The organism is Planktothrix sp. PLAVEN19ND, assembly GCF_057220675.1.
Window position 1 is genome coordinate 3911296 of the sequence record NZ_CM170132.1, and the last position, 21581, is coordinate 3932876.

Annotated in this window: 10 protein-coding genes; 6 read left to right on the top strand and 4 right to left on the bottom strand. The window is 38.0% G+C overall.

All coding sequences use genetic code 11. The features are described from left to right. Positions 1-33 precede the first annotated feature (33 nt). The gene (locus AC2D3N_RS16860; protein WP_484691550.1) at positions 34-819 is read left to right on the top strand and encodes a DUF1868 domain-containing protein; all 786 of its coding nucleotides are present in this window, start codon (positions 34-36) and stop codon (positions 817-819) included. Between the two features lie 102 nt (positions 820-921). Beyond that, entirely contained in the window at positions 922-2217 is a 1296-nt protein-coding gene (gene cbiE / locus AC2D3N_RS16865) for a precorrin-6y C5,15-methyltransferase (decarboxylating) subunit CbiE (RefSeq protein ID WP_484691551.1), read from the top strand. A 292-nt stretch (positions 2218-2509) separates the two neighbouring features. Here cbiE and AC2D3N_RS16870 read toward each other — a convergent pair whose 3' ends face one another. Continuing rightward, positions 2510-3733 carry a bifunctional sterol desaturase/short chain dehydrogenase gene (locus AC2D3N_RS16870; protein WP_079678460.1) on the bottom strand — a complete coding sequence of 408 codons (1224 nt, stop codon included), beginning with the start codon at positions 3731-3733 and terminating at the stop codon, positions 2510-2512. A 233-nt stretch (positions 3734-3966) separates the two neighbouring features. Here AC2D3N_RS16870 and AC2D3N_RS16875 point away from each other — a divergent pair, with 233 nt between their 5' ends. Further along, positions 3967-7164, top strand: a complete 3198-nt coding sequence (locus AC2D3N_RS16875; RefSeq protein ID WP_484691552.1) for an ATP-binding protein — start codon at positions 3967-3969, stop codon at positions 7162-7164. Positions 7165-7299: 135 nt separating this feature from the next. Here the strand turns inward: AC2D3N_RS16875 and AC2D3N_RS16880 are convergent, their stop codons facing one another. Together AC2D3N_RS16880 and AC2D3N_RS16885 are read right to left on the bottom strand one after the other, a co-directional pair. Continuing rightward, positions 7300-9123, bottom strand: a complete 1824-nt coding sequence (locus AC2D3N_RS16880) for a two-component system response regulator (RefSeq protein WP_484691553.1) — start codon at positions 9121-9123, stop codon at positions 7300-7302. A gap of 258 nt (positions 9124-9381) precedes the next feature. Continuing rightward, positions 9382-10683 carry an RNA-guided endonuclease InsQ/TnpB family protein gene (locus AC2D3N_RS16885; protein ID WP_484691554.1) on the bottom strand — a complete coding sequence of 434 codons (1302 nt, stop codon included), beginning with the start codon at positions 10681-10683 and terminating at the stop codon, positions 9382-9384. Between the two features lie 287 nt (positions 10684-10970). Between AC2D3N_RS16885 and AC2D3N_RS16890 the strand changes: the two genes are divergently transcribed. The 3 genes from AC2D3N_RS16890 (at position 10971) to AC2D3N_RS16900 (ending at position 21015) form a co-directional block, all read left to right on the top strand. Further along, positions 10971-11639 carry a response regulator transcription factor gene (locus tag AC2D3N_RS16890; RefSeq protein WP_079678457.1) on the top strand — a complete coding sequence of 223 codons (669 nt, stop codon included), beginning with the start codon at positions 10971-10973 and terminating at the stop codon, positions 11637-11639. A gap of 696 nt (positions 11640-12335) precedes the next feature. After that, a complete protein-coding gene (locus AC2D3N_RS16895; protein ID WP_484691555.1) occupies positions 12336-18929 on the top strand; it encodes a hypothetical protein in 6594 nt (2197 codons plus the stop codon). A 148-nt stretch (positions 18930-19077) separates the two neighbouring features. Next, complete coding sequence (locus tag AC2D3N_RS16900) at positions 19078-21015, top strand: sensor histidine kinase (RefSeq protein WP_484691556.1); 1938 nt, start codon at positions 19078-19080, stop codon at positions 21013-21015. Here the strand turns inward: AC2D3N_RS16900 and AC2D3N_RS16905 are convergent. Continuing rightward, positions 21012-21536, bottom strand: a complete 525-nt coding sequence (locus AC2D3N_RS16905; protein WP_079678454.1) for an opioid growth factor receptor-related protein — start codon at positions 21534-21536, stop codon at positions 21012-21014. The two genes, AC2D3N_RS16900 and AC2D3N_RS16905, sit on opposite strands and share 4 nt — an antisense overlap. Positions 21537-21581: the final 45 nt, after the last annotated feature.

Sequence of the window (21581 nt, forward strand, 5' to 3'; positions counted from 1 at the left end):
ATAACTTAATTTTTTCAAAAGAGGCGATTAAAATTGGACGATACTTATCAAGTTTATGTGAATCGGGTGGCGCGGTTAACGCTGCCAGAATCCTATCACTCTCAGTTGGAGTATATCCAGGAGTCCCCTAAGTTTAAACCCGACTCCCAGGGTAGACGCCAAGCTGTGCCTTTCCCTGGTTATACCGTGATTACGCCTCCGGCGGCGGAAGACTTGGATAATCAAGAGTTCTATCAAAATCTCCAAGCTTGTCAACAGCAACTGGGTGAAAAGTTTGATCCTGATTTTTTAATTACTATCCCCCCGGATAGTTTACATTTTACCTTGGCTGATTTGGTCTGGGACAGTGCCTATCGAGATGCTAGTCAAGATCCTAATTTTGAGCCGAATTTGCATGAAGCGATCGCTCAATCTTTTGAGACGTTTAAATCAACCCCGATTTCTCCGGGTATCCGTTGGCAAATTTTTGGTTTTATGTTATTACCAAGGGCGATTGCCGTTTGCTTGGTTCCCCGAGATCAAGAGTCCTATCAAAAAACTCTTGAATTTCGCCGATCTATCTATCAAAATCCGGGTTTAATTCCGTTAGGTGTCGATCAACAATATTATCTAACGGCGCACATTACCTTGGGTTATTTCGGAAGTATTCCTGAAGATTTAGATCGGGCAAATTTTTGTAATATTCTATCTTCTTTTAATCAACAATGGTTGGATTCAACTCAAGAAATCTGGGTTAACCGAGCCGAACTCCGCAAATTTGACGACATGAATCGCTATTATCGAGAACCAAACTGGCCTGTTTTAGAGTTTAAATCCTAGGGGTTAGTGATTGGTTGTTCGGGTGTTGATGGTTAATCTCTAACGATCAACACCTGTTGAAGAAGGGACGGGGAAAGGGCAACGGGCAATAGGAAATCCTGATTGATGATTCATGTTATTGGAATTGGGTTAGAAGGGGCATCAGGACTGAGTGAGTCTGTGCTTAATTTAATTATGGGAGCGACGGTATTAGTCGGACGCGATCGCCATTTAAGTTATTTTCCTGAACATTTAGCCACCCAGTTAACCTTGGGAGATTTAACAGAAACCATTGTCGCCATTCGTCAACAACTGATTAGATGGGAAGTCGAAAATAAACAATCTAGTAATAATTATATTGTAATTTTGGTAGCAGGTGATCCGTTATTTTTTGGATTAGGTCATTTATTGATAGCCGAATTTTCCCCCGAACAATTAACCTTTCATCCCCATGTTAGTTCGATTCAGTTAGCCTTTAATCGGATTAAAACCCCTTGGCAAGATGCTCAAATTCTCCGAGCCCAGAGTCCGGCGATGGAAACCTTAATCCAAGCCTTACAACAGGGGATAGAAAAAATAGCAATTTTAACGGATACTATTTATAATCCCTTCGCGATCGCCCAATTAATCAGAAGTTTAGATTTACCTAATTGTTATCAATTTTGGGTTTGTGAAAATTTAGGGGGAAGGGATGAAAAGGTGCAACAATGGGATATAGAAATACTAAAAAATCAAGTTTTTTCACCCTTAAATATTGTTATCTTACTACGTCAATCTCGATCATCCCTAGAACCCTTAGATGTATCTAAACTTCCGACTTTTGGCATTCGGGATCAACTATTTTTAAGTTATAGCGATCGCCCCGAACTAATGACAAAAAGGGAAGTGAGGAGTTTAATCTTGGGAGAATTAGGATTACAACCCAAACAAACAATCTGGGATATTGGCGCCGGAATGGGTTCAGTTTCTATAGAAATTGCTCGTATTTTTCCTGATTCTACCATTTATGCAATTGAAAAAACAGCGGTCGGAACCAGCTTAATTGAACAAAATCGCCAACGGTTTCAAGTGAATAATATGATTTCAATTCATGGAGAAGCCCCAGATATTTTACATCATTTACGTTCTCCTAATCGAATTTTTATGGGGGGATGTGAAAAAAATTTAGGCGAAATATTAGGGATTTGTAGTATTCGTTTAAGTCCTGGTGGTGTAATTGTTTTAGCCTTAGAAACCATTGAACATTTAAACGCGGCTTTAAATTGGTTAGAACAACGACAACGTATTGAGGGGAGTTGGAGTCATCGAATTCTCAATGTCCAGTTATCTCAGGGGGTTCCCATTAATCATTTCACCCGTTTTTCTTCCTGCAACCCCGTCACCCTTTTAACGATTACTCACCATAGTTTATTTGCTTAGGGAACAGGGAACAGGGAGCAGGGGAGTAGGGGAGTAGGGGAGCAGGGGAGGCAGGGGAGGCAGGGGAGGCAGGGGGAGTAGGGGAGTAGGGGAGTAGGGGAGCAGGGGAGGCAGGGGGAGCAGGGGAGGCAGGGGGAGCAGGGGGAGCAGGGGAAGTAGGGGAGCAGGGGAGGCAGGGGGAGTAGGGGAGTAGGGGAGGCAGGGGGAGTAGGGGGAGCAGGGGAGGTAAACTCTTTCTATTACCCATAACTCATAACCCATTCGTAATTCGTAATTCGTAATTAGTAATTCCCTAATTAGGCTGGCGACTAAACAATTTAAAATAAGTAGAAACCCAGAATTGTTTAATCGGGAAAGCAATAAAAGTTAAAGGATTAATCGTAACAATGATATTACGAACATCTGCTTGAGCCTGTTTAATCACTTGTTTAGCAACCCAGTTAGGAGACATCACCCCAATCGGGTTTAAGTTACTTTTGAATGGCCCTAAAATTAATTTACGAATCACGCAGGGTGCATCCAAACGACGCAGAGTAATTAAATCTCCTAAAGTCCGTTTACTCAGTTCGTAGAGGGGGCTTAACGCTGGCCCAACCTCTGCTTCCGATGTATTCACCCAAACTTCCTTTTTAGCAATATCAGCGTTAGTTTTAACGGTACTCAGGAACAATTCTAATAGACGCCAACCGGAAAACGTATTCACCTCATAGGATTGACTGATCGCATCTTGAGTCCTTTGACCGTGAACATTAATTCCATGATTAATAATTAAAATATCTACTTTTTGCAATAACTCCCCTAATTGTTGTTCCTGTCCGACTTGCCAAGTTACGGTTTTGATCGGGATTGTTTCCCCCTCAACCGTTAAACTCAAGGGTTGGTCACCGGAGGTCAAAGCCAGAACTTTTGCCCCTTGAGCATGGAGATGAAATAAAAGAGCTTGTCCGAGAGTTCCCGATGCTCCAGTCACAGCAACGGTTTTCCCCTTGAGTGAAAGTGCCGTTCCCATGATTTTATCTAATAAAGTCAAAGTTCCACAAAAATAGGCATTTTGATTATCAAAATGATGCCGCCAATGGTAAGTTCGATTCACCATCCAAGGAGCGGGAGGACGGTCAAATTCCCCGGGAGTATGGGTCAAATCCGTCAATTGATCCGCATTGGGAATTCCCAAACCTCGGGCAATGGCGGAGAATAGGAAACTGAGGGTATAAAGACAACCGAGAAGGGCAAATCCCTGGTGTTCGGGGGTGTAAATATGGGCGATCGCCAGAAATATCAAACTGAAACTGAACATCACCCCGGCTTCGGGGACATCATTATACCAATGGGCTTGGCGATAAATTTCCTGACTCACGGGAGTTAAATCTGGGCGGAATACCCGATGATGCCAATTGTGTAAACGAATTAAGGGCGGGAAAACATGAGCCGCGACATGATAAAGATCCCTTACCATTTCTGCTCCGACGATAGAACCCACTCCCCAAGCCAAATTCCCAATCCAAACCGTTACCATATCCAATCACTCACACCTTTAATTCGCAAGTTTCCTGCCCACGATTAGCAAGACTCGACTCCAATTGTAGTCAAATTTGGTTCTAATTTTATGGGGGGCAACCCAAATTATAGATTTTGGGGTCATTGTGTAATTGCTATATATTATGTAGACTCGGTTTTTGCGCGCTATATATGGTGTAATTGCCTAAGTCCTGTGATATGTAGAGTGTGGATCAACACATTTTTTGCATTATGGATCAAAATATTGATAATTCTCGGAAAATTCCGTTACGCGGTGTCTTAATTGTTCCTTTTATTTTACAAATCTTTGCCTTTGTGGGGTTAACGGGGTATTTTTCGCTAAAAAATGGAGAGAAAGCTGTTAATGATCTGGCGGAACAGTTGCGCGGTGAAATTGCCACGAGAATTGAACAAAATTTACATAGCTATTTAGCCACACCTCGTTTAGTTAATCAAATTAATGCTGATGCTATTAGTCTAGGTCAATTAAACACAGAAGACCTGACAGCATGGGAGCGTCATTTTTGGAAACAAAAAAATACTTTTCATAACGTCAATGGCATGGTAATGATTACTGAAAAAGGTCAGGGTATAGCTATTAATAGTAACGAAGAAGGACAAGTATTAATTCAAGCAACAAGTACAACAAAGCCGAATCAGCTATATATTTATTTGGCTGGGACTAAGGGTGAAAGAACCAAATTAATTAAAGTATTTAAAAATTTCGATCCGCGAAATATTAAAATCTACAAACAAGCCACAAAATCTGGAAAAAATACTTGGAGTAAAATTGATTTTGGTGATATTGTTAACACTCCAATAATTACAGCTAATCAGCCTCTTTTTGATCGAAATGGAAAAATTACTGGAGCCTTATTTGCAGTTCTACGTTTATCCTTGATTGGGAATTTTTTGCAAGATTTAAAAGTAGGAAAAACGGGACAAACTTTTATTATGGAAAGAAGCGGAATGCTAGTGGCTACTTCTACGTCAGAAAAGCCATACCGCAATAAACAAAGATTTTTAGCCACCGATAGCAAAAATATTTTAACCCAAGCTACCGCCAACTATTTAGTAACAAAATTTAAAAATCTCAATTCTATTCAAAGTTCTCAAAAGTTGATTTTTTTTATCAATGGACAAAAACAATTTGTACAAGTTGTTCCTTTTCGAGACGGTAAAGGTATTGATTGGTTAATTGTAATTGCCATTCCAGAAAACGATTTTATGGGAGAAATTAATGCCAGCAAACAGACAACAATTTTACTATGTTTTTTAGCGTTATTTTTGGCAATTATTTCGGGAATTGTCACTTCTACCTGGATTACTAAACCCATTCAAAATTTGGGTATAGCAGCAAGGGAAATAGCTGATAGTAATTTCGATCAAACAATAAATACTTCCGCCATTGAAGAAGTCAATGCTTTAGCTAATGCTTTTAATCTTATGAGTCAGAAACTCAAGCAGTTTTACGAGCAATTAGAAGATTATTCGCACTCCTTAGAACAAAAAGTTGCCGAAAGAACCCAAGAATTAGAGCAAGAAATACGCGATCGCCAAGAAATACAAGAGATACTCAAGAAAAGTGAACAAAGATATCAACTAACTTTAGAAAGTGTGAATGAAGGCATCTGGGACTGGCAAATCACAACCGATACGATCTATTTTTCACCCCAATGGAAAGCCATGCTAGGCTATGAAGACAAGGAAATTCCTAACCTATTTAGTTCTTGGGAAACACTGGTTCACTCCGATGATTTGCACCAGGTATTAGACTTTTTAGGAGAGCATTTAAAAAGTGACTGTAATGAACCTTATAGTTGCGAATTTCGGATGTGGCACAAAAATGGTAGCTACAGATGGATACTATCACGAGGTCGGATTGTCGAGCGAAATGCAGAAGGCAAACCCATGCGTTTACTTGGTTCTCATACCGATCTTACAGATCGCAAACAAACAGAAATAGAATTGCAAATAGCCAAGGAAACTGCTGACGCTGCGAATAAAGCCAAAAGTGAATTTTTGGCAAACATGAGCCACGAATTACGCACTCCCCTGAATGGGATTTTAGGCTATGCTCAAATCCTCATGGGTGCAAAAAATTTAGACTCTCAAAATGTGCTCAGCGTAAAAATTATTTATCAATGTGGTTCTCATTTACTTACTTTAATTAATGACATTCTCGACTTTTCTAAAATCGAGGCTGGAAAAATAGAATTTTACCCAACGCCATTTAATTTTGGGGCATTTTTAGAGGATGTTAGCCAAATCTTTCGTCTCAGAGCAGAACAAAAATCTATCAGTTTTACTTGTGAATTTGACTTTTCTTTACCCGACAACTTGCACGGGGACGAAAAACGCTTAAGGCAGGTTTTAATTAATCTCTTGGGTAATGCGGTTAAATTTACTGATTGTGGAGGCGTTACTTTCAAAGTTCAACTGATAAAATTAGTACCCTTAGAACCTAATACCCAGGAATTACAGGCTATCAACACTATCCGCTTTCAAATTGAAGATACTGGAGTTGGTATCGGTAAAGAGCAAATGCAGAAAATTTTTCAACCTTTTGAACAGGTGGGTAATACTGATAAGAGGTCAGAAGGAACTGGTTTGGGATTGGCAATTAGCTTAAAAATTGTTGAAATGATGGGTAGCAGTATTCAAGTTAACAGTCAGTTAAATACTGGTAGTCAGTTTTGGTTTGATTTAGACATCCCTTCTGCTAGTCAATGGGAATCATGCAACATTGAGCCAAAAACTGTGATCGCGGGTTATGGGGGAACTAAACTGAAAATTCTCGCAGTTGATGATCGGTGGGAAAACCGATCTGTGCTAGTTAATTTATTAGCACCCTTGGGTTTTGAAGTCTTAGAAGCTGCTAATGCTCAAGAGGCTTTAGAACAAGTTAATTCTGTCCAATTTAATGCCGTTATTACTGATTTAGTCATGCCAGAAATGGATGGTTTCGAGTTAGTAAGTCGTCTTCGCTCTCAACCTGAATTGCAAGATTTAGTGATTATCATTTCTTCCGCCAGCGTATTTGAAGCTGATCAGCATAAGAGTTTAGATGTGGGAGCAAATGCCTTTTTACCCAAACCCATACAAGCTGCCGAGTTATTTGCATTATTACAAAAGCATTTAGGGATATCTTGGACATATCAAGAGTCAGTTGAACTTGATAAAAATGTCAATCAATCTGTAGAATCAGATTCAGTTTCTTTTTTAGTACCACCACCGGATGAAGAACTTGTAATTTTGTACGATTTGGTAATGAGAGGTAATTTAAAAGCCGTTACTAAACAACTGGAACAATTAAAAAAATTAGATGCAAAATATATCCCCTTTGCCGAACGATTAGGGGAATTAGCTGGAAGTTTTCAAGAAAAACAATTACGATTATTTATCAATGATTATAAACCCAATAAGTAGTTGCACAAAATAAATTACCTAGTTGAGAGAGGGAACAGGGAACGGGGAATAGGGTAAAGGACTTGTAATTAATTTTGTTTAGGTACTTAATAGAAATCAAATTGATACTTGAGAATCCCCTAATATTTTTTTTAATTATAAGCCGATGAACCGCGTGGCATTCTCACTATCTAAGGGGCGGGAAAAAAAGTAACCTTGTCCGAAAATACATCCTAGTTCTCTAAGAATTTCTATTTGTTCTTGAGTCTCAACTCCTTCGGCAACAACTTCCATTTTTAAATTTTCACCTAATAATATAATTGTTTGCATGAGAATTGTATCATTGGGATTTCGATTCAGATTTTCCAAAAAGGAACGATCAATTTTTAAAATATCAATGGGCAAATCCTTGAGTAAATTTAATGAGGAGTAGCCTGTACAAAAATCATCAATACATATACCAACACCAAGATTTTTTAAAAATTTAAAGTTTAAATTTGCTTCTTTAAATAAACAACTTTCAGTAATTTCTATATTTAAAGTATTTTTAGTTATACCAGTTTGTTGTACAATTTCTGCAATCTTTTCAAATAAATTAATTTGCTGGAATTGCAGCGGAGAAAAGTTAACATTCATTGTCAAAGATACGTCAGGTAATTGATCTTGCCAATGTCTTAACTGATTGCAAGCTTCGCGTAAAATCCACCAACCTAAAGGGTTAATTAATCCTATTTCTTCAGCCATAGGAATAAATTCATCCGGTGGAATCATGCCTTTTTCGGGATGATTCCAGCGAATTAAAGCTTCAAAACCTTTAATTTCTTGAGTGATCAGGGAAACAATAGGTTGATAGTACAAACAAAATTCTTGTTGGGAGATTGCTTTTCGCAGATCTTGTTCTAATTGTAAGCGTGTAATTACATCGGCCTGCATTTGCGGATCAAAAACCTGATAATTACCACTCCCCCGCTTTTTAGCTTGATACATGGCAATATCTACATCTCTAAGAATATCCATCGGTTGTTGATAACCCATGACACTAGAAGTTATGCCAATACTCGCTTCTATAATTGCTTCGTAGCCCCCATTAAAATTAAAGGGTAACTTAAACTGTTCTAATAGTTGTTGAGCGACGGAAATCCCTGTTTCCGTTTCTACTAAAATTACAAATTCATCCCCACCCATCCTCGTTGCTGTTTGGGAAGGTTTTAAACATCCTTGCATCCGATTTGCCACACAGTTTAATAGCTCATCTCCGGCTAAATGTCCCAGGCTATCATTAATAATTTTAAAGCGATCTAAGTCAATAAATAAAACAGAATAACTAGCCTTAGCTGCAATTAACTCCTGCAATCGCTTCATCAACCAGTCACGATTTGGCAAACCCGTTAAGGAGTCATGGAAGACATTATATTCTAATTGAGCTTTACTTCTGCGTAAGTCTTCCAAGGTTTGAGAAAGTTCAGAGGTGCGTTTTTTTACTCGAATTTCTAATTCTTGATTTAACTGATTCAAGTCTGTACGAACTTGGTTGTGTTCGGCAATTTCTTGTAATAAACAGTGATTTTTTTGTTCAAGAATTGCAGTTAAAATTTGCAATTCTAAATGAGTTTTAATCCTAGCTAAAACTTCTTCTTTACGAAAAGGTTTGGTAATATAATCTACTGCTCCTAAAGAAAGACCTTTGACAATATTGTCTGTTTCGGAAAGAGCCGTAATAAAAATTACTGGGATTTGACTATATAAAGGATTTTCTTTCAATCGTTCATACATCTCAAATCCATCCATTTTTGGCATCATTACGTCTAATAAAATTAAGTCAGGAATCACATATTCTAGTTTTTGCATGGCACTTTCTGCATCTTCCGCCACCAAAACTTCAAAATTCGCTTCATTGAGGAAATTCGCTAAGATTCCTAAATTAGCAGGGATATCATCTACTACTAAAATCGTACTTGGGTAATAGGTCATATCTGTCATAAATTTACTTATATTAATTATTGATGGTTATTTTTGATCAGCAAGAACTTTAAAATACTATTAAGGTTTTGATGATTCTGATAGAATTATAGTTCTTGCTCAATGCGATCGCTAATCTCGTTTTGTAATTGGCTTGCTACTTTATTAATCGCTCTGTGTCCATTTCGTAAAGACAACCACCCCGTTAATCCTAAATTTGTATGACAAAAGAAAACACGAGAATAGCACGCAGGGCAAGTTTTTGAAAGCTAGGAATAATTAGACGCATAGCAGATCAAAAATTGATAGCTGCTCAAATGCTGGATGGGTTGACGCTTCAAGGGCTACTGCTATCTTGGCGGTAGTCTTATGTCTGCCTCCACGTCCGTTTAAAGTCTCCGAATGCCCTCCGGCGACACTTCGACCTAGGTTGTCCTGAGCGCAGTCGAAGCCTGTCATAAGCGGAGTCGAATGGGGCTCAGTGCAGGCTAAAATATTTACTGCGGCATTAACATCTCTGTCATGAGAAGTTCCACAATTGAGGCAAATCCACTCTCTAATATTTAGCTCTTTTTTGCCACTGTGAAAACCGCAACAAGAGCAAATTTGAGAAGTGGGAATCCATCTATCAATTACTCGAAAATCCCGCCCGTACATGACTGATTTAGCTTCTAACATGGTTCTAAAACTACGCCAACCTAAATCGCTAATGGCACGGGCTAATTTTCGGTTCTTAATCATCCCTGACACATTCAAATCTTCCAAGACTATTGTTTGATTTTCACGAATAATCTTAGTTGACAGTTTATGTAAAAAATCATTTCTGGTATCAGAAATTTTAGCGTGAAGTTGAGCTAATTTCTTTCTAGCAATCTCCCTTCTTTTACTACCCTTTTGTTTCCTTGACAAATTACGTTGTAATTTCCTTAAACGCTTTAATTGTTTCTTTAAAGGTTTAGGTGATTTAATTTTTTCACCGTTACTTAATGTAGCAAAATCAGTGATTCCCAAGTCAATTCCAACACTTTGTCCATTCTTGGGTAATTGTTTGGGGTTAAACTCAACCACAAAGCTAACAAAATATCTATCAGCACTATCTTTGATTAGGGTGACACTAGAAGGAACTGCGGGTAATAATCTACTCCAGATTACTTTGATATCACCTATTTTAGCCAGGTGAATGTAATTAGAGTCAGGATAAAGTTTGAACCCATTATCGGTAAATCTAGCTGATTGCTTGGATTTACGTTTCTTGAATCTGGGTGGTTTAACTTTTTTGCCTTTTCTTTGGACTTTACAGGATTTAAAAAAGTTAGAATAAGCCTGTTCTAAATCTCTCAAAGATTGTTGCAAGGGAACAGAGGAAACTTCTGTTAACCATTCTTTTTCTTCGGTTTTTTTTAGTTCTGTAAGTCTTTTAGATAGTTCACTACTAGAAGGTTTTTTGTTACCCGCACGGTATTGGTCTTGACAGTAAGCCAAGGCATCGTTAAAAACTACACGACAACAACCAAACAATTGAGACATCAGCCTCTTTTGTTGGTCTGTTGGGTAGATTCTGTATCGATATCTTAGCTTCATTGCCTTGGTTTAAAACCTTCTTCTTTAGTGTACACTAAAATAGAATAAAAAGCCTAAGTGGAACTTAGGGGTTTTAAACCCAAAATTTCCGATAACCAAGAGTATTTATTAATTTAAGGGTTTTAGCCCTTTGGCGACGAGAAAATATCTAAGTCCCACTAGAAAATGCTATTCTTAACCCTGGCTACTCTAAATATAGTGTAGCTGCGTAAGTCCTGTCTATGTTAAAATTCGATTGTGAGTTAGGAATCCGCATCTACGTTTTAAAGCATCCTAGGTATGACCGCATGAGTCGAATTCTCATTGCTGAAGATGAACCCCGAATTGCCTCCTTTCTGGAAAAGGGACTGCGAGCGAATGGATTTATCACAACTTTGGCCCGCAATGGACAGGAAGCTATAGAAAAAGCCCTCGCCCATGAGTTTGACTTATTGATTCTCGACTTGGGACTTCCTGATCAAGATGGGTTTCAAGTTTTAGAACAATTACGGGGTCAGGGAGAACAAATTCCGATTATTATTTTGACCGCCCGGGATGATATTACGGATAAGGTAGCAGGATTAGAGGGGGGTGCAGATGATTATGTGACTAAACCCTTCCGATTTGCAGAACTTTTAGCTCGGATTCGTGTTCGTTTGCGACATCATCCCCCATTGATGAGTAACGAAGATAAGGCTTTAACTGTTGGCCAGATTACACTGGATTTATATACCCGTCAAGCCTGTTTGGGGGAAACACCGATTACTCTATCGGCTAAGGAATTTCAACTGTTAGAAACGTTTTTGCGCCATCCGGGTCAAGTGTTGAGTCGGGAACAACTATTGGATCAGGTTTGGGGATATGACTATGATCCAGGCTCGAATATTGTTGATGTTTATGTGGGTTATCTGCGTAAAAAGTTAGGGGGTCAACGGATTGAAACGGTACGGGGGATGGGTTATCGTCTGGTGTCTTGAAACTTCTGGGAACTTTTGAACTCAACAGAACGTCCACGGCGGTAACCCGGTCGTAACCAGCGATTGGGACAGATTTAGTGATCAGGATAGGTTTTATTGGTTTTATCCGATCTGCGGTTGGTTCATCAGGGACATTTAACGATCAAATATTGTGACTTTGGGATACAAGCAAAGTCCGGTGGGGATTTTTTTTGAAAAAGCGCGAAAATTAGCTATCTATTGCTTACAAATAGCCAGGCTATGTTGTGTCTATGGCTCAGGCTATTAACAATATTTTAAAAACTGTTATCTCTTGCCTCAACTAAGGGAATACTAAAATTAAGTGGGTGAGGAATAACAAAGTCAATGGAGATTTGAATTAAAATTAATCACTGTCTTTCTTTAACCTAATTTTTGAAAAGGGTTAAAGAAAAAGTTTGTGGTTTAAATTTCAAAAAGTCCACCTAAAAAACAAAAATAGGGCAAGTTTTTGTCGTTTAAATTAAAAAAATAAGCTGATAAAACTCTAAAATTAAGATTTTTCTCATAAAGGATTCATAACCATCTTAAATCAATGTTTTAGAGTGAATATGGGCAGAAAAAACAATCAGAATCGAATAATATTCAATCCTTGATTGATATTCGGTTCGATAGTTTCAGAATGGATCTGCAAGAATACCGTTATTGTGTCGTATAGATTACAAGGTTGAAAAAACCATGAATGACCTGAACAAATTTTCAAAAGAATTAGACAAATTGGGTGACAAACTGGGCAAATTAGCCAACAAACCCGATAAATTCTTCAAGAAACTAGATAAGCTGTTTGATAAAGATGCTTATTTGAAATTCAATCCCGATGTTAAACTAGCCGTTGAAGCCAACTTAATAACACCAGAAGAACACTTTCTACTCTATGGAATTTATGAAAATCGGGAATTTAGTAATCTATTTAGTGTTCGTGAATACTTAAAGCTGAATGTAGATTTCAAATTTGTAGCTGAACAACAGGGTTTAAGTGTTGCTGAACATTTTGTTGATTTTGGACAGAGTGAAAACCGTCCCTGGAATCCTCTATTTAATATTCAGGACTATCTCAATCTTAATCCTGATGTTAAGCAAGCTGTTCAAGATGGTTTGACCAATGCTAGTGAACACTTCTTGGAGCAGGGAATAGATGAAACACGAAAGTTTAGTTTTGTCTTCAAACTCAAAGATTATTTAGCACTTAATCCTGATGTTGCAGTCCAAGCTCAAGAGGGTCTAATCAATCCGATTCTCCACTTTTTTAATGTGGGTCAATTTGAAGGTCGAGAATGCAATAAGTCCTTCTTGAATGTCAAGTATTATTTAGAAGCAAACCCAGATATTAAGTTGGCTGTTAAGTCAGGTCAAATTAGTGCGATCGCTCATTTTCTCGAATTTGGTCTGGGGGAAAATCGTCCGTTCAATCCTAACGTTTCTGTTACTAAGATTCTGCAACAATTTAAGGTTAGTAACCTCTCAGTAATTAGTATTGAGCAAATCAAGCAATTTATTGAGGCATCGCTATCAGCACCCGCACCCACACCCACACCCGCACCCACGCCCACACCCACACTCGCACCAACCGCAACACCCGCACCGATACCAACGGTTGAACCGACACCCGCACCAACCACAACACCTGCAGCACCAACCGCAACATCAACACCCGTACCAACGGTTGAACCGACACCCGCACCAACCGCAACACCAACACCCGTACCAACGGTTGAACCGACACCCGCACCAACCGCAACACCAACACCCGTACCAACGGTTGAACCAACACCCGTTCCCACACTAGAACCAACTGCGGAACTTCCCTCAGAATTGTTCAATCTTGACTATATTAAAATCACCTATGGGGTTGAACTGAAAGCGGGTTTAAAAGTTGAGGATCTCAGCAAAATTACAGATAGTGAAATTCTCAATTTCATCAAAGAAAATGGATTAAAGCTGGGGATTAATACCTCAGCCTATGTAGATATTAAGAGTTACCTAGAAGCTTATAGCCAACAACTACTAAGTTTCTATCAAGTTGCCTCTGTTTCCAATCTCACTTTTGTACAAATTCTCAACTATATTAGTGGAGTAGGTTTAGAAGCAGGAAACAGTCCCTCTGTCTTCATTGATTTTGATTTTGTCAAGAAAAATCATGCTAAAAAATTAGAGAAATTCCTTGAGAAAACCCTTGACAAAATCACCAACAAAGATATTTTAAAATATCTTGACCAAGAAGGAATTGGAAGTGGAGATCAACTCTCAGGTTCCATCGACTTTAATTACATTCGGTCAACGTATAATGTGGAACTGGTTGCTAAATTTGGGGTGAGCTTAGAACTCATTAGTAATCAGCAAATCTTTGCATTTATCAACAGTAAAGAAGGATCTGAAGTAATTACCCATCCTTCACCTACCGTTGATATTAACTTCGTCAAAGTTGTTTACGCGAAAGAGATTGCAGCCTACTTCAATATTTCCGTTGAACAAGTCCTGGCTCTGCCCAATCTTCAGATTTTGCTGTTCATTAATAATGTTCCACCAGAACAAAACGTCGATACCTCTTGGACAGTTTCTTTAAATTACTTAGAAGCTGTTTATGGGAAAGAATTAGTCGCTGGGTTAGGAAAAAATCCGTCCGTTGAACAAATTCTTAATTTCATTGAAGAACAAGGAATTAAAAACGGACATACCGTTTCTCCCTTCCTGGGTCTGGATTATGTGAAACAGTTGAATCTCGATAAAATTGTCGAGAAATATGACATCACACAAACCAATGAAATTGGAAGTGAAAATATTCTCGAAAGTATCAATGTAGATTACCTCATTGACGTTGAATACTCTCGCGTTAAATACGCTACTCAGTTAGCCGCTTATTTCAAAATTTCCGAGGAAGAAGTTGCCAACCTAACGGATGAAAAAATCAAGGTTTATATCCTGGGAATTGGCAAAGAATTGGGATTAACTGGAAATCCCATTGACTTTAAGAAAGTCGAAAAACTGCTGGAAAAAGAACTCAAAGACTTCTTTAAAGTCAAAGATGTTAAAGACTTAACCGATGGACAAATCAAAGGTTTCCTATCGGGTGAAGGTAAAAAACTCGGACTGCTGAAGCAAATTAGTGAAGTCGTTGATGTCGAATACTATAAAGAAATTTATGGTAAAGTCTTAACGGCTGAATTTGGAGCAGATATCAAAGCGGAAAACATCATTGATTTTCTATTTGGTGATAAATCTCCAGTTATTGATGTGAAATTCTGCTTAGATAAATATGCAGACGAACTCACACAATATGCCGATAGTTTAGGGAAAAATTCCAAAAAATTAACCCTAGACGATCTGAAAAAATACTTTTTCAGCAATGAAAAGTTTGATGCGGCAAAGAGCCTAGTCACTTTCGATTTAACAGCGTTCAGTACCCAATATTCATCACAGTTAATTGCGTTTTATGGTGTAACTGCGGTTACGGAAATTACCCCAGCGCAAATTTATCAGTTTATCACCCAAGAAGCCTCAAAATTGAATCTCAATCTTTCTGAATTTATCTCAGCAGATGGATTGGCATTTTACCAGAAAGAATACGCGGAAAAAATCGCGTCTCAATATGGTGTTGAGGTCAGCGTTGTTCAGGAATTAAATCCCAATGTTCTACTCGATATTGTCTTTGGTGGCTGGTCTGATGACCTTGATTCTGACTACTTCCGGGTGAAATTTGCAGGAGATGTTCAAGCGACATTTGGTGTAGATGCGATCGCTAAAGTCACGGATTTACAAATTCTCCAATATCTGCATGATCAGGAAACCGTTGATGTTAAGACAATCAATTGGTTTGATACCGATGGATATGTCAAAAAATACGGTAAAGAACTTGAAGCCGCGCTGAAAGATTCCTACCACGTTAAAGACATTAGTGAACTGTCTAGTCAGCAAATTATCAAGTTTGCTTTTAGTCCTGAAGCTAAAGCGTTTAGCGTAGAAGGATTGATTGATTTAGGGTACGTTACCGACACTTTTGGTGCTGCAATTGTGAGTGGGGATCAAGTTACTGAAAAATGGATTAGTCAATATATTAGCGTTGATGCTGGATATGTTGAGTTTCAACTCAGTGGTTTGATTGAAGCGGGAACTGTTACCTTAGATCAAGTCAATCAAGTTCTAGGAACAACCGTTACCAGCGTTGATTTGTTGAGTAAGAAACAACTGATTGACCTTATTAATAACAGTGAATTCAAGACCGCTTTAGGCGCGGGTGTTGAAATTAAACTGTCTCAAGATCCCCCGAATTTGGATTATATCAAAGCCACCTTTGCTCCCGCTTTAGCAGAAGTTTTAGGGGTAAATGTTGCCTCCCTTACGGGTGATACAACCAAGGTTGTTTCTAACGATAAAGTCCTAACCTACCTGGTTGAAAATAAAGCAGCAGAAATCGCGGCATTTGCCAAAGTTACTGAAGCTGAAGTTACACCGGAATTAGCACAACAATGGTTAACTAAAGCCAATCTGATTACCCTGGATAATGGTGGTACAACCGATGGCGGTACTCCCATTAAAATCGATTTAGTTTACGGTCGTTATCAGCTAGAACAGTTGGTTACGGACGGAAAAATTACCCTCGATACGGTTAATCAATTCTTAACTACACCGATTGAGTCTTTAGCAGCAATTACCGACGCAAATCTGACGGAATTATTACTCAATAAAGACTTGCAAACCGCATTAGGTGAAGACAGTATTGAGTTAGTTCAACCTGATACTTTAGATTTAGGTTTCTTGATTTCTAAATATCAGACTGAACTGTCAGCAAAATACGGTTTACCTGCGGATACTCAATTTACCGAACAACAAATTAAGGATTATTTCACTACCGCAGATGCTGAAAAAATTGCAGCCGCAGGTGTAACGGTTGAACAATATATTCAACAGCTTACGGTGACGGAAGTTCCAGCGCCAGTGCCACCAACTAGCCCAGTGGCAGACTTTGATCCACAATATGTGAAATTCCAACTGAAAGATTTGTTGGATAACAATGTGATCACCCTGGAAGATGTTAATGGTGTTTTGACTACCGATGTTCAAGCGTTAGATGGGTTAACCAATGAACAAGTTCAAGAATTAGTGGTTAACGAAGCCTTTAACACTAAACTGGGTGCAGATAAAGCTCTGAAACTAACACAAACGGAGACACCTGACTATAACTATGTGCGTCACCTTTACGCTCAAGAATTAGCGGGTGCTTATAGTGTTTCAGTTAATGATGTTTTAGCGGGAGATGTTGTTACCCTAACCAACGAACAAATCCTTGCAGCCTTTACACAAAAACTGTCAACAATTGATGTGGGATATGTCAGTGATCAACTGGAAAAATTAATTACTGACCAAAAAGTAAGTTTAGATCAAGTCAAACAATTCTTAGGAAGTGGAGACGCAACGTTCACCACCGTTGAAGACTTGACAAATGCCCAAATCATTCAGTTAGTCTATAGTCCTGACTTCAAGGATTTGTTAAAAACAGAGAATCAAACGCTGAAACTTTCCCCTGTTGATTATGAACAGTACATTAAGGACAATACCGATGCTTTGAAAGCAGCCTATCCAGATGTGACCGATATCAAAAATATCACTCTGCAACAGGTCAAGCAATTCATTTATGGTGAAGGAGTTAAACAGGGTATTCAGCTTGATAAATATCTTGCTCTTGATTATCTCGGAGACACCTATACAAGCGCGATTAATAGCGTTGCAGTTGATGATCAGGTGGCGTTAAATTGGTTGAAAGATGACTACAATCAATTGGATGTCAACTATCTGCGTTATCAATTTGACCAGTTAAGTGTTGAACAACAAACGCAGTTATTAACTGATCTGAAAATCCAGAAAGATGTTAATTCTCTGACGGACAAAGACATCATTTCTATCACTTTGAGCGATGCTTATAAACAAGTGTCACCGGATGACAGTATCCAACTAACCGCTATCAATGTTGACGCTTATCGGCAAGGTTACACCCAACAGCTTGTTGATTACTATTTCCCAAGCAACGATGGCGTTACTCCTCCTCCCGATGGCGAAGTTGCTCCTCCTCCCGATGGCGAAGTTGCTCCTCCTCTCGATAACCCCGAAGATGTTCATAGCGAAAATGGCAACCTAATTGATAAAATCAGCGACAAAGATGTTATTAAGTTTGCCTTTAGCGACGGAATTAAACAAGGAATTAATCCTCTGGAATTCGTTGATAAAGAATACCTAAAAACGGCTTTCAAAGGTGAACTAGCAACCCATTACAACGTTGATATATCGGCAGTTGCTCAACTCGATGATTCCTTGGTCGCGGATTATGTTTACGGTGGGATTCTGGGGGCAGAAATTGACTATAAATTCTATAGTCAAACCTACAAAACCGAGTTAGAAACCACCCTCAACAAACCCATTGAACAAGTCACAGATACGGAGATCCTGCAACACGCTTTAGACGTGACAATTCCGCAAGGAAAAGCGATCGCACCTGTGGATGTGGATGGATTTGTTAAGGAACACAAAAAAGAACTGTCCGAGATTTTTGGTATCGAACCCAAGGAACTCAAAAAACTTGATAAAGCTTTCCTCAAAGACTTTATCCTAGAACAAGCTTCTTCCTACGATTTAGATGGGAAAAAATACACCAATCTTGACTACTATGTGAATCAAGGCGGGGAAGATTTGTTAGAAAATTACCGTGAGGAAAAGGTCTACAATATTGATCCCAAGAAAGTCTTTGACTACGTTTCTGAAAATCAAAAAGACATTTCTAGCACGGCTCCAACGGTTGATTTAGTTTGGTATCAAGAACAATATGCCGATGATCTTGCGACCAATAAACCTAAAATTGATACCAATGGAGATTCCCAACTTTCTAACGATGAGTTGTATGTTTATGCAACCGGGGAAGGTTTAATTAAAGGAAACAAACCTTCTGAATTGTTGAAGGATTTCGACGCATACGTTGCTGATCCTCAAGTGCAAGAAGATGTCTTAACCTACTACAATGTTGGGTCGGCTGATGCACTGACAAATCCTCAAATTGTCACCTATATGGTGGGTAAAGGTTTATTAGATGGTCACGAACCTTTCAGCGATGAATTCTTAACGAAAAATCCTGGACTAGATTTGGCAGCCTTCAAACAAGCTAATGCTCAAGCCTTAGTTCAATATACAGGTCTTGCAATTGAACAGGTGAACTATTTGAATGTCTTCTCCTATGAAGCCAGTGTAGGTTTGTTGAACCCAACCACCACTAACAATGGTTTAGCCTAATCTGAAAGATTAACTCCTAACCCCTCCGGTGACCCCCGGGGGGTTTTTTGTTGAGTTGAATTTTGAGAATAACGATAGCTTATAATAATCATAAAACTATTTAATTTAATATTCTTCCCTATCCCATTGGCTCCAACTCCCAACAATTATGAAAATCTATGCTCGACTTCCCTTAAGCCAAAAAATTATTCTGCCATTTTTGATTGTATTTTTGGTCGTATTAATTGTTGGAGTGATGATTATTGGTTCCTGGTTTACGCAGAGTTTAGAAACCAATATTCAAGAGGATATGAAAATGGCGAATCCTTGGGTTAGCCGAGAGTTTGGAGAACAAATTGAGTTATTAATGATAGAAAATCGCAAGCTCTCCAATTTGGAAACCTTAAAAACGGCTTTAGAGACAGGCAATTATAACTCGATTTTTGAACAGGTTACACCCTTACAAGAAGAATTAGAACTAGATTGGTTAAAGATTGTTGATGCTCAAAATAAAATTGTCGTTGATTTGAGATCTCAACCCATAAAAGTTTCAAAAATTAATCACAAAATAGACATTAATAATGGTATTAATGGATTGCCTGTTTCTGATTTGGTAAATATCAAGGATCTGTCCCTAGGGTTAATCATCACAACCTCTCTAATTAAATCCGAAAATAATGTACTAGGAGCTATTGTTTTTGGTCGGTTAGTGACACCGAAATTGCTGGAGGAATTCAAGAAAGGAATGAATATTGATCTGGTAGCTTGGAATCCCGAATTTAAAATTATTGCCTCTACTTTACCCGAAGTTACCCAGATGAATTGGAATCCTCCCAAAATTAATCAATCCCCTAAAAATATTACGATTAAAAATCAGAGTTATTTAGCTGAAACTATTGGTTTAGGCGGAAAAAATCAAAATGCCTTACTCATTACAATATTATATTCTACAACAAGGCTTGAAGAAGGAAAGAAATTGCTTTGGATAGAATTAGTACAATTATTATTGGCTGGTGTATTAGTGGTTACGATTACAGGATTTTTAATTGCTCGTGCAATTACCTATTCCTTGAAAAATTTTATCCATGTTACTCAAAAATTAGCGGCTCAGGATTTAACGGTAAGAGTTACAATCAATAGTTCTGATGAGCTAGGGAAGGTGGGTATAGCCTTTAATAAAATGGCGGAACAGTTAGCCGAACGTGAATACTTACTCCAAAACCAATTAGACCAACTTTCCCAAGCACTTTCCGAATTGAAGCGCACCCAATCCCAATTAATTCAATCGGAAAAAATGTCAAGTTTGGGTCAGTTAGTGGCGGGAGTTGCCCATGAGATTAATAATCCTGTGAGTTTTATTTATGGAAATATTGAATATGTCAAACAGTATACCACAGATTTACTAAAATTAATCAGAATTTATCAAGAATTTTATCCTGATAATCCCGATGAAATTATTACAGTTCTTGAAGATATTGATTTGGATTTTATTATTAAAGATTTACCTAATTTAGTCAACTCAATTCAAAGCGGTGCTGATCGAATTCATAAAATTGTTTTATCATTAAGAAATTTCTCACGTTTAGATGAATCAGAAATTAAAACAGTTGATATTCATGAGGGTATTGAAAATAGTTTGATTCTCTTAAATCATCGCTTAAATTCTAAAATTGAAGTGATCAAAAATTATAGTAATTTACCTAAGATTGAATGTTATGTTGCCTCTTTAAATCAAGTGTTTATGGCAATTTTGACGAATGGGATTGATGCAATTGAAGAAGCCGATATTGAGAATAGTAGGAATCCCACGATTATTATTAATACGGAAATGAATGACAGTGATCATATTAGAATCAGAATTAGAGATAATGGGCATGGAATTCCTGCTCATATTCAGGAGCGAATTTTTGATCCTTTTTTTACGACCAAACCCATTGGAAAAGGGACGGGTTTAAGTTTAGCGATCGCCTATCAAATTATCCAAAAACATCAAGCTGAAATTCAAGTACATTCTTCGGAAAATAAGGGTACAGAATTTATCATCATTTTACCCATAAAATATACTCCCACTGATATTATTTCTCCTTTCAAGTTCTCAAGTCCCTAAGCATTTTTCCAATAACTATAGGTTTCTGACCCAATTTTATCCTTTTCTTCTTGATAAATTTCATCTAAACACTGAAATAATGCTTTGGCTTCATTTTCTAGTCCTAATAGCCTTAAACTGGTTAAAATTCGAGTCAAGCGTAAATAGTTATGATCTCGCCAATCAATCCAATTTTTTTTTCTTTGTTGATAGTTTTCACTTTTGATAATTTTTATCTCTTGAGAGGGCTGGGATTCTAATTTTAATCCATAAAAATCTAACATTAATAATAGAGATTGGTATAACCTTTGTTTTAATTCTGGAGTCTTTCTAAAAGTTTCAATAACAGAGGGATTTAAGGTGGGTGCATTGCGATTAAAATTGCTTTTTTCTACCATAGGAAATAACCATTGAATATAATCATGGGTATATTCTAAACGATCATGTTTCCACTGCCAAATATCTTCTATTTTCCGTCCTTGAGCATCAGGAGATAAACCCAAATAGAACCGAACAAGAATGTCTTGATTGTTTGAACTCATAACAAGTGATTTCTAAACATTAGCCAAGGATAAAAACCCCTGGCT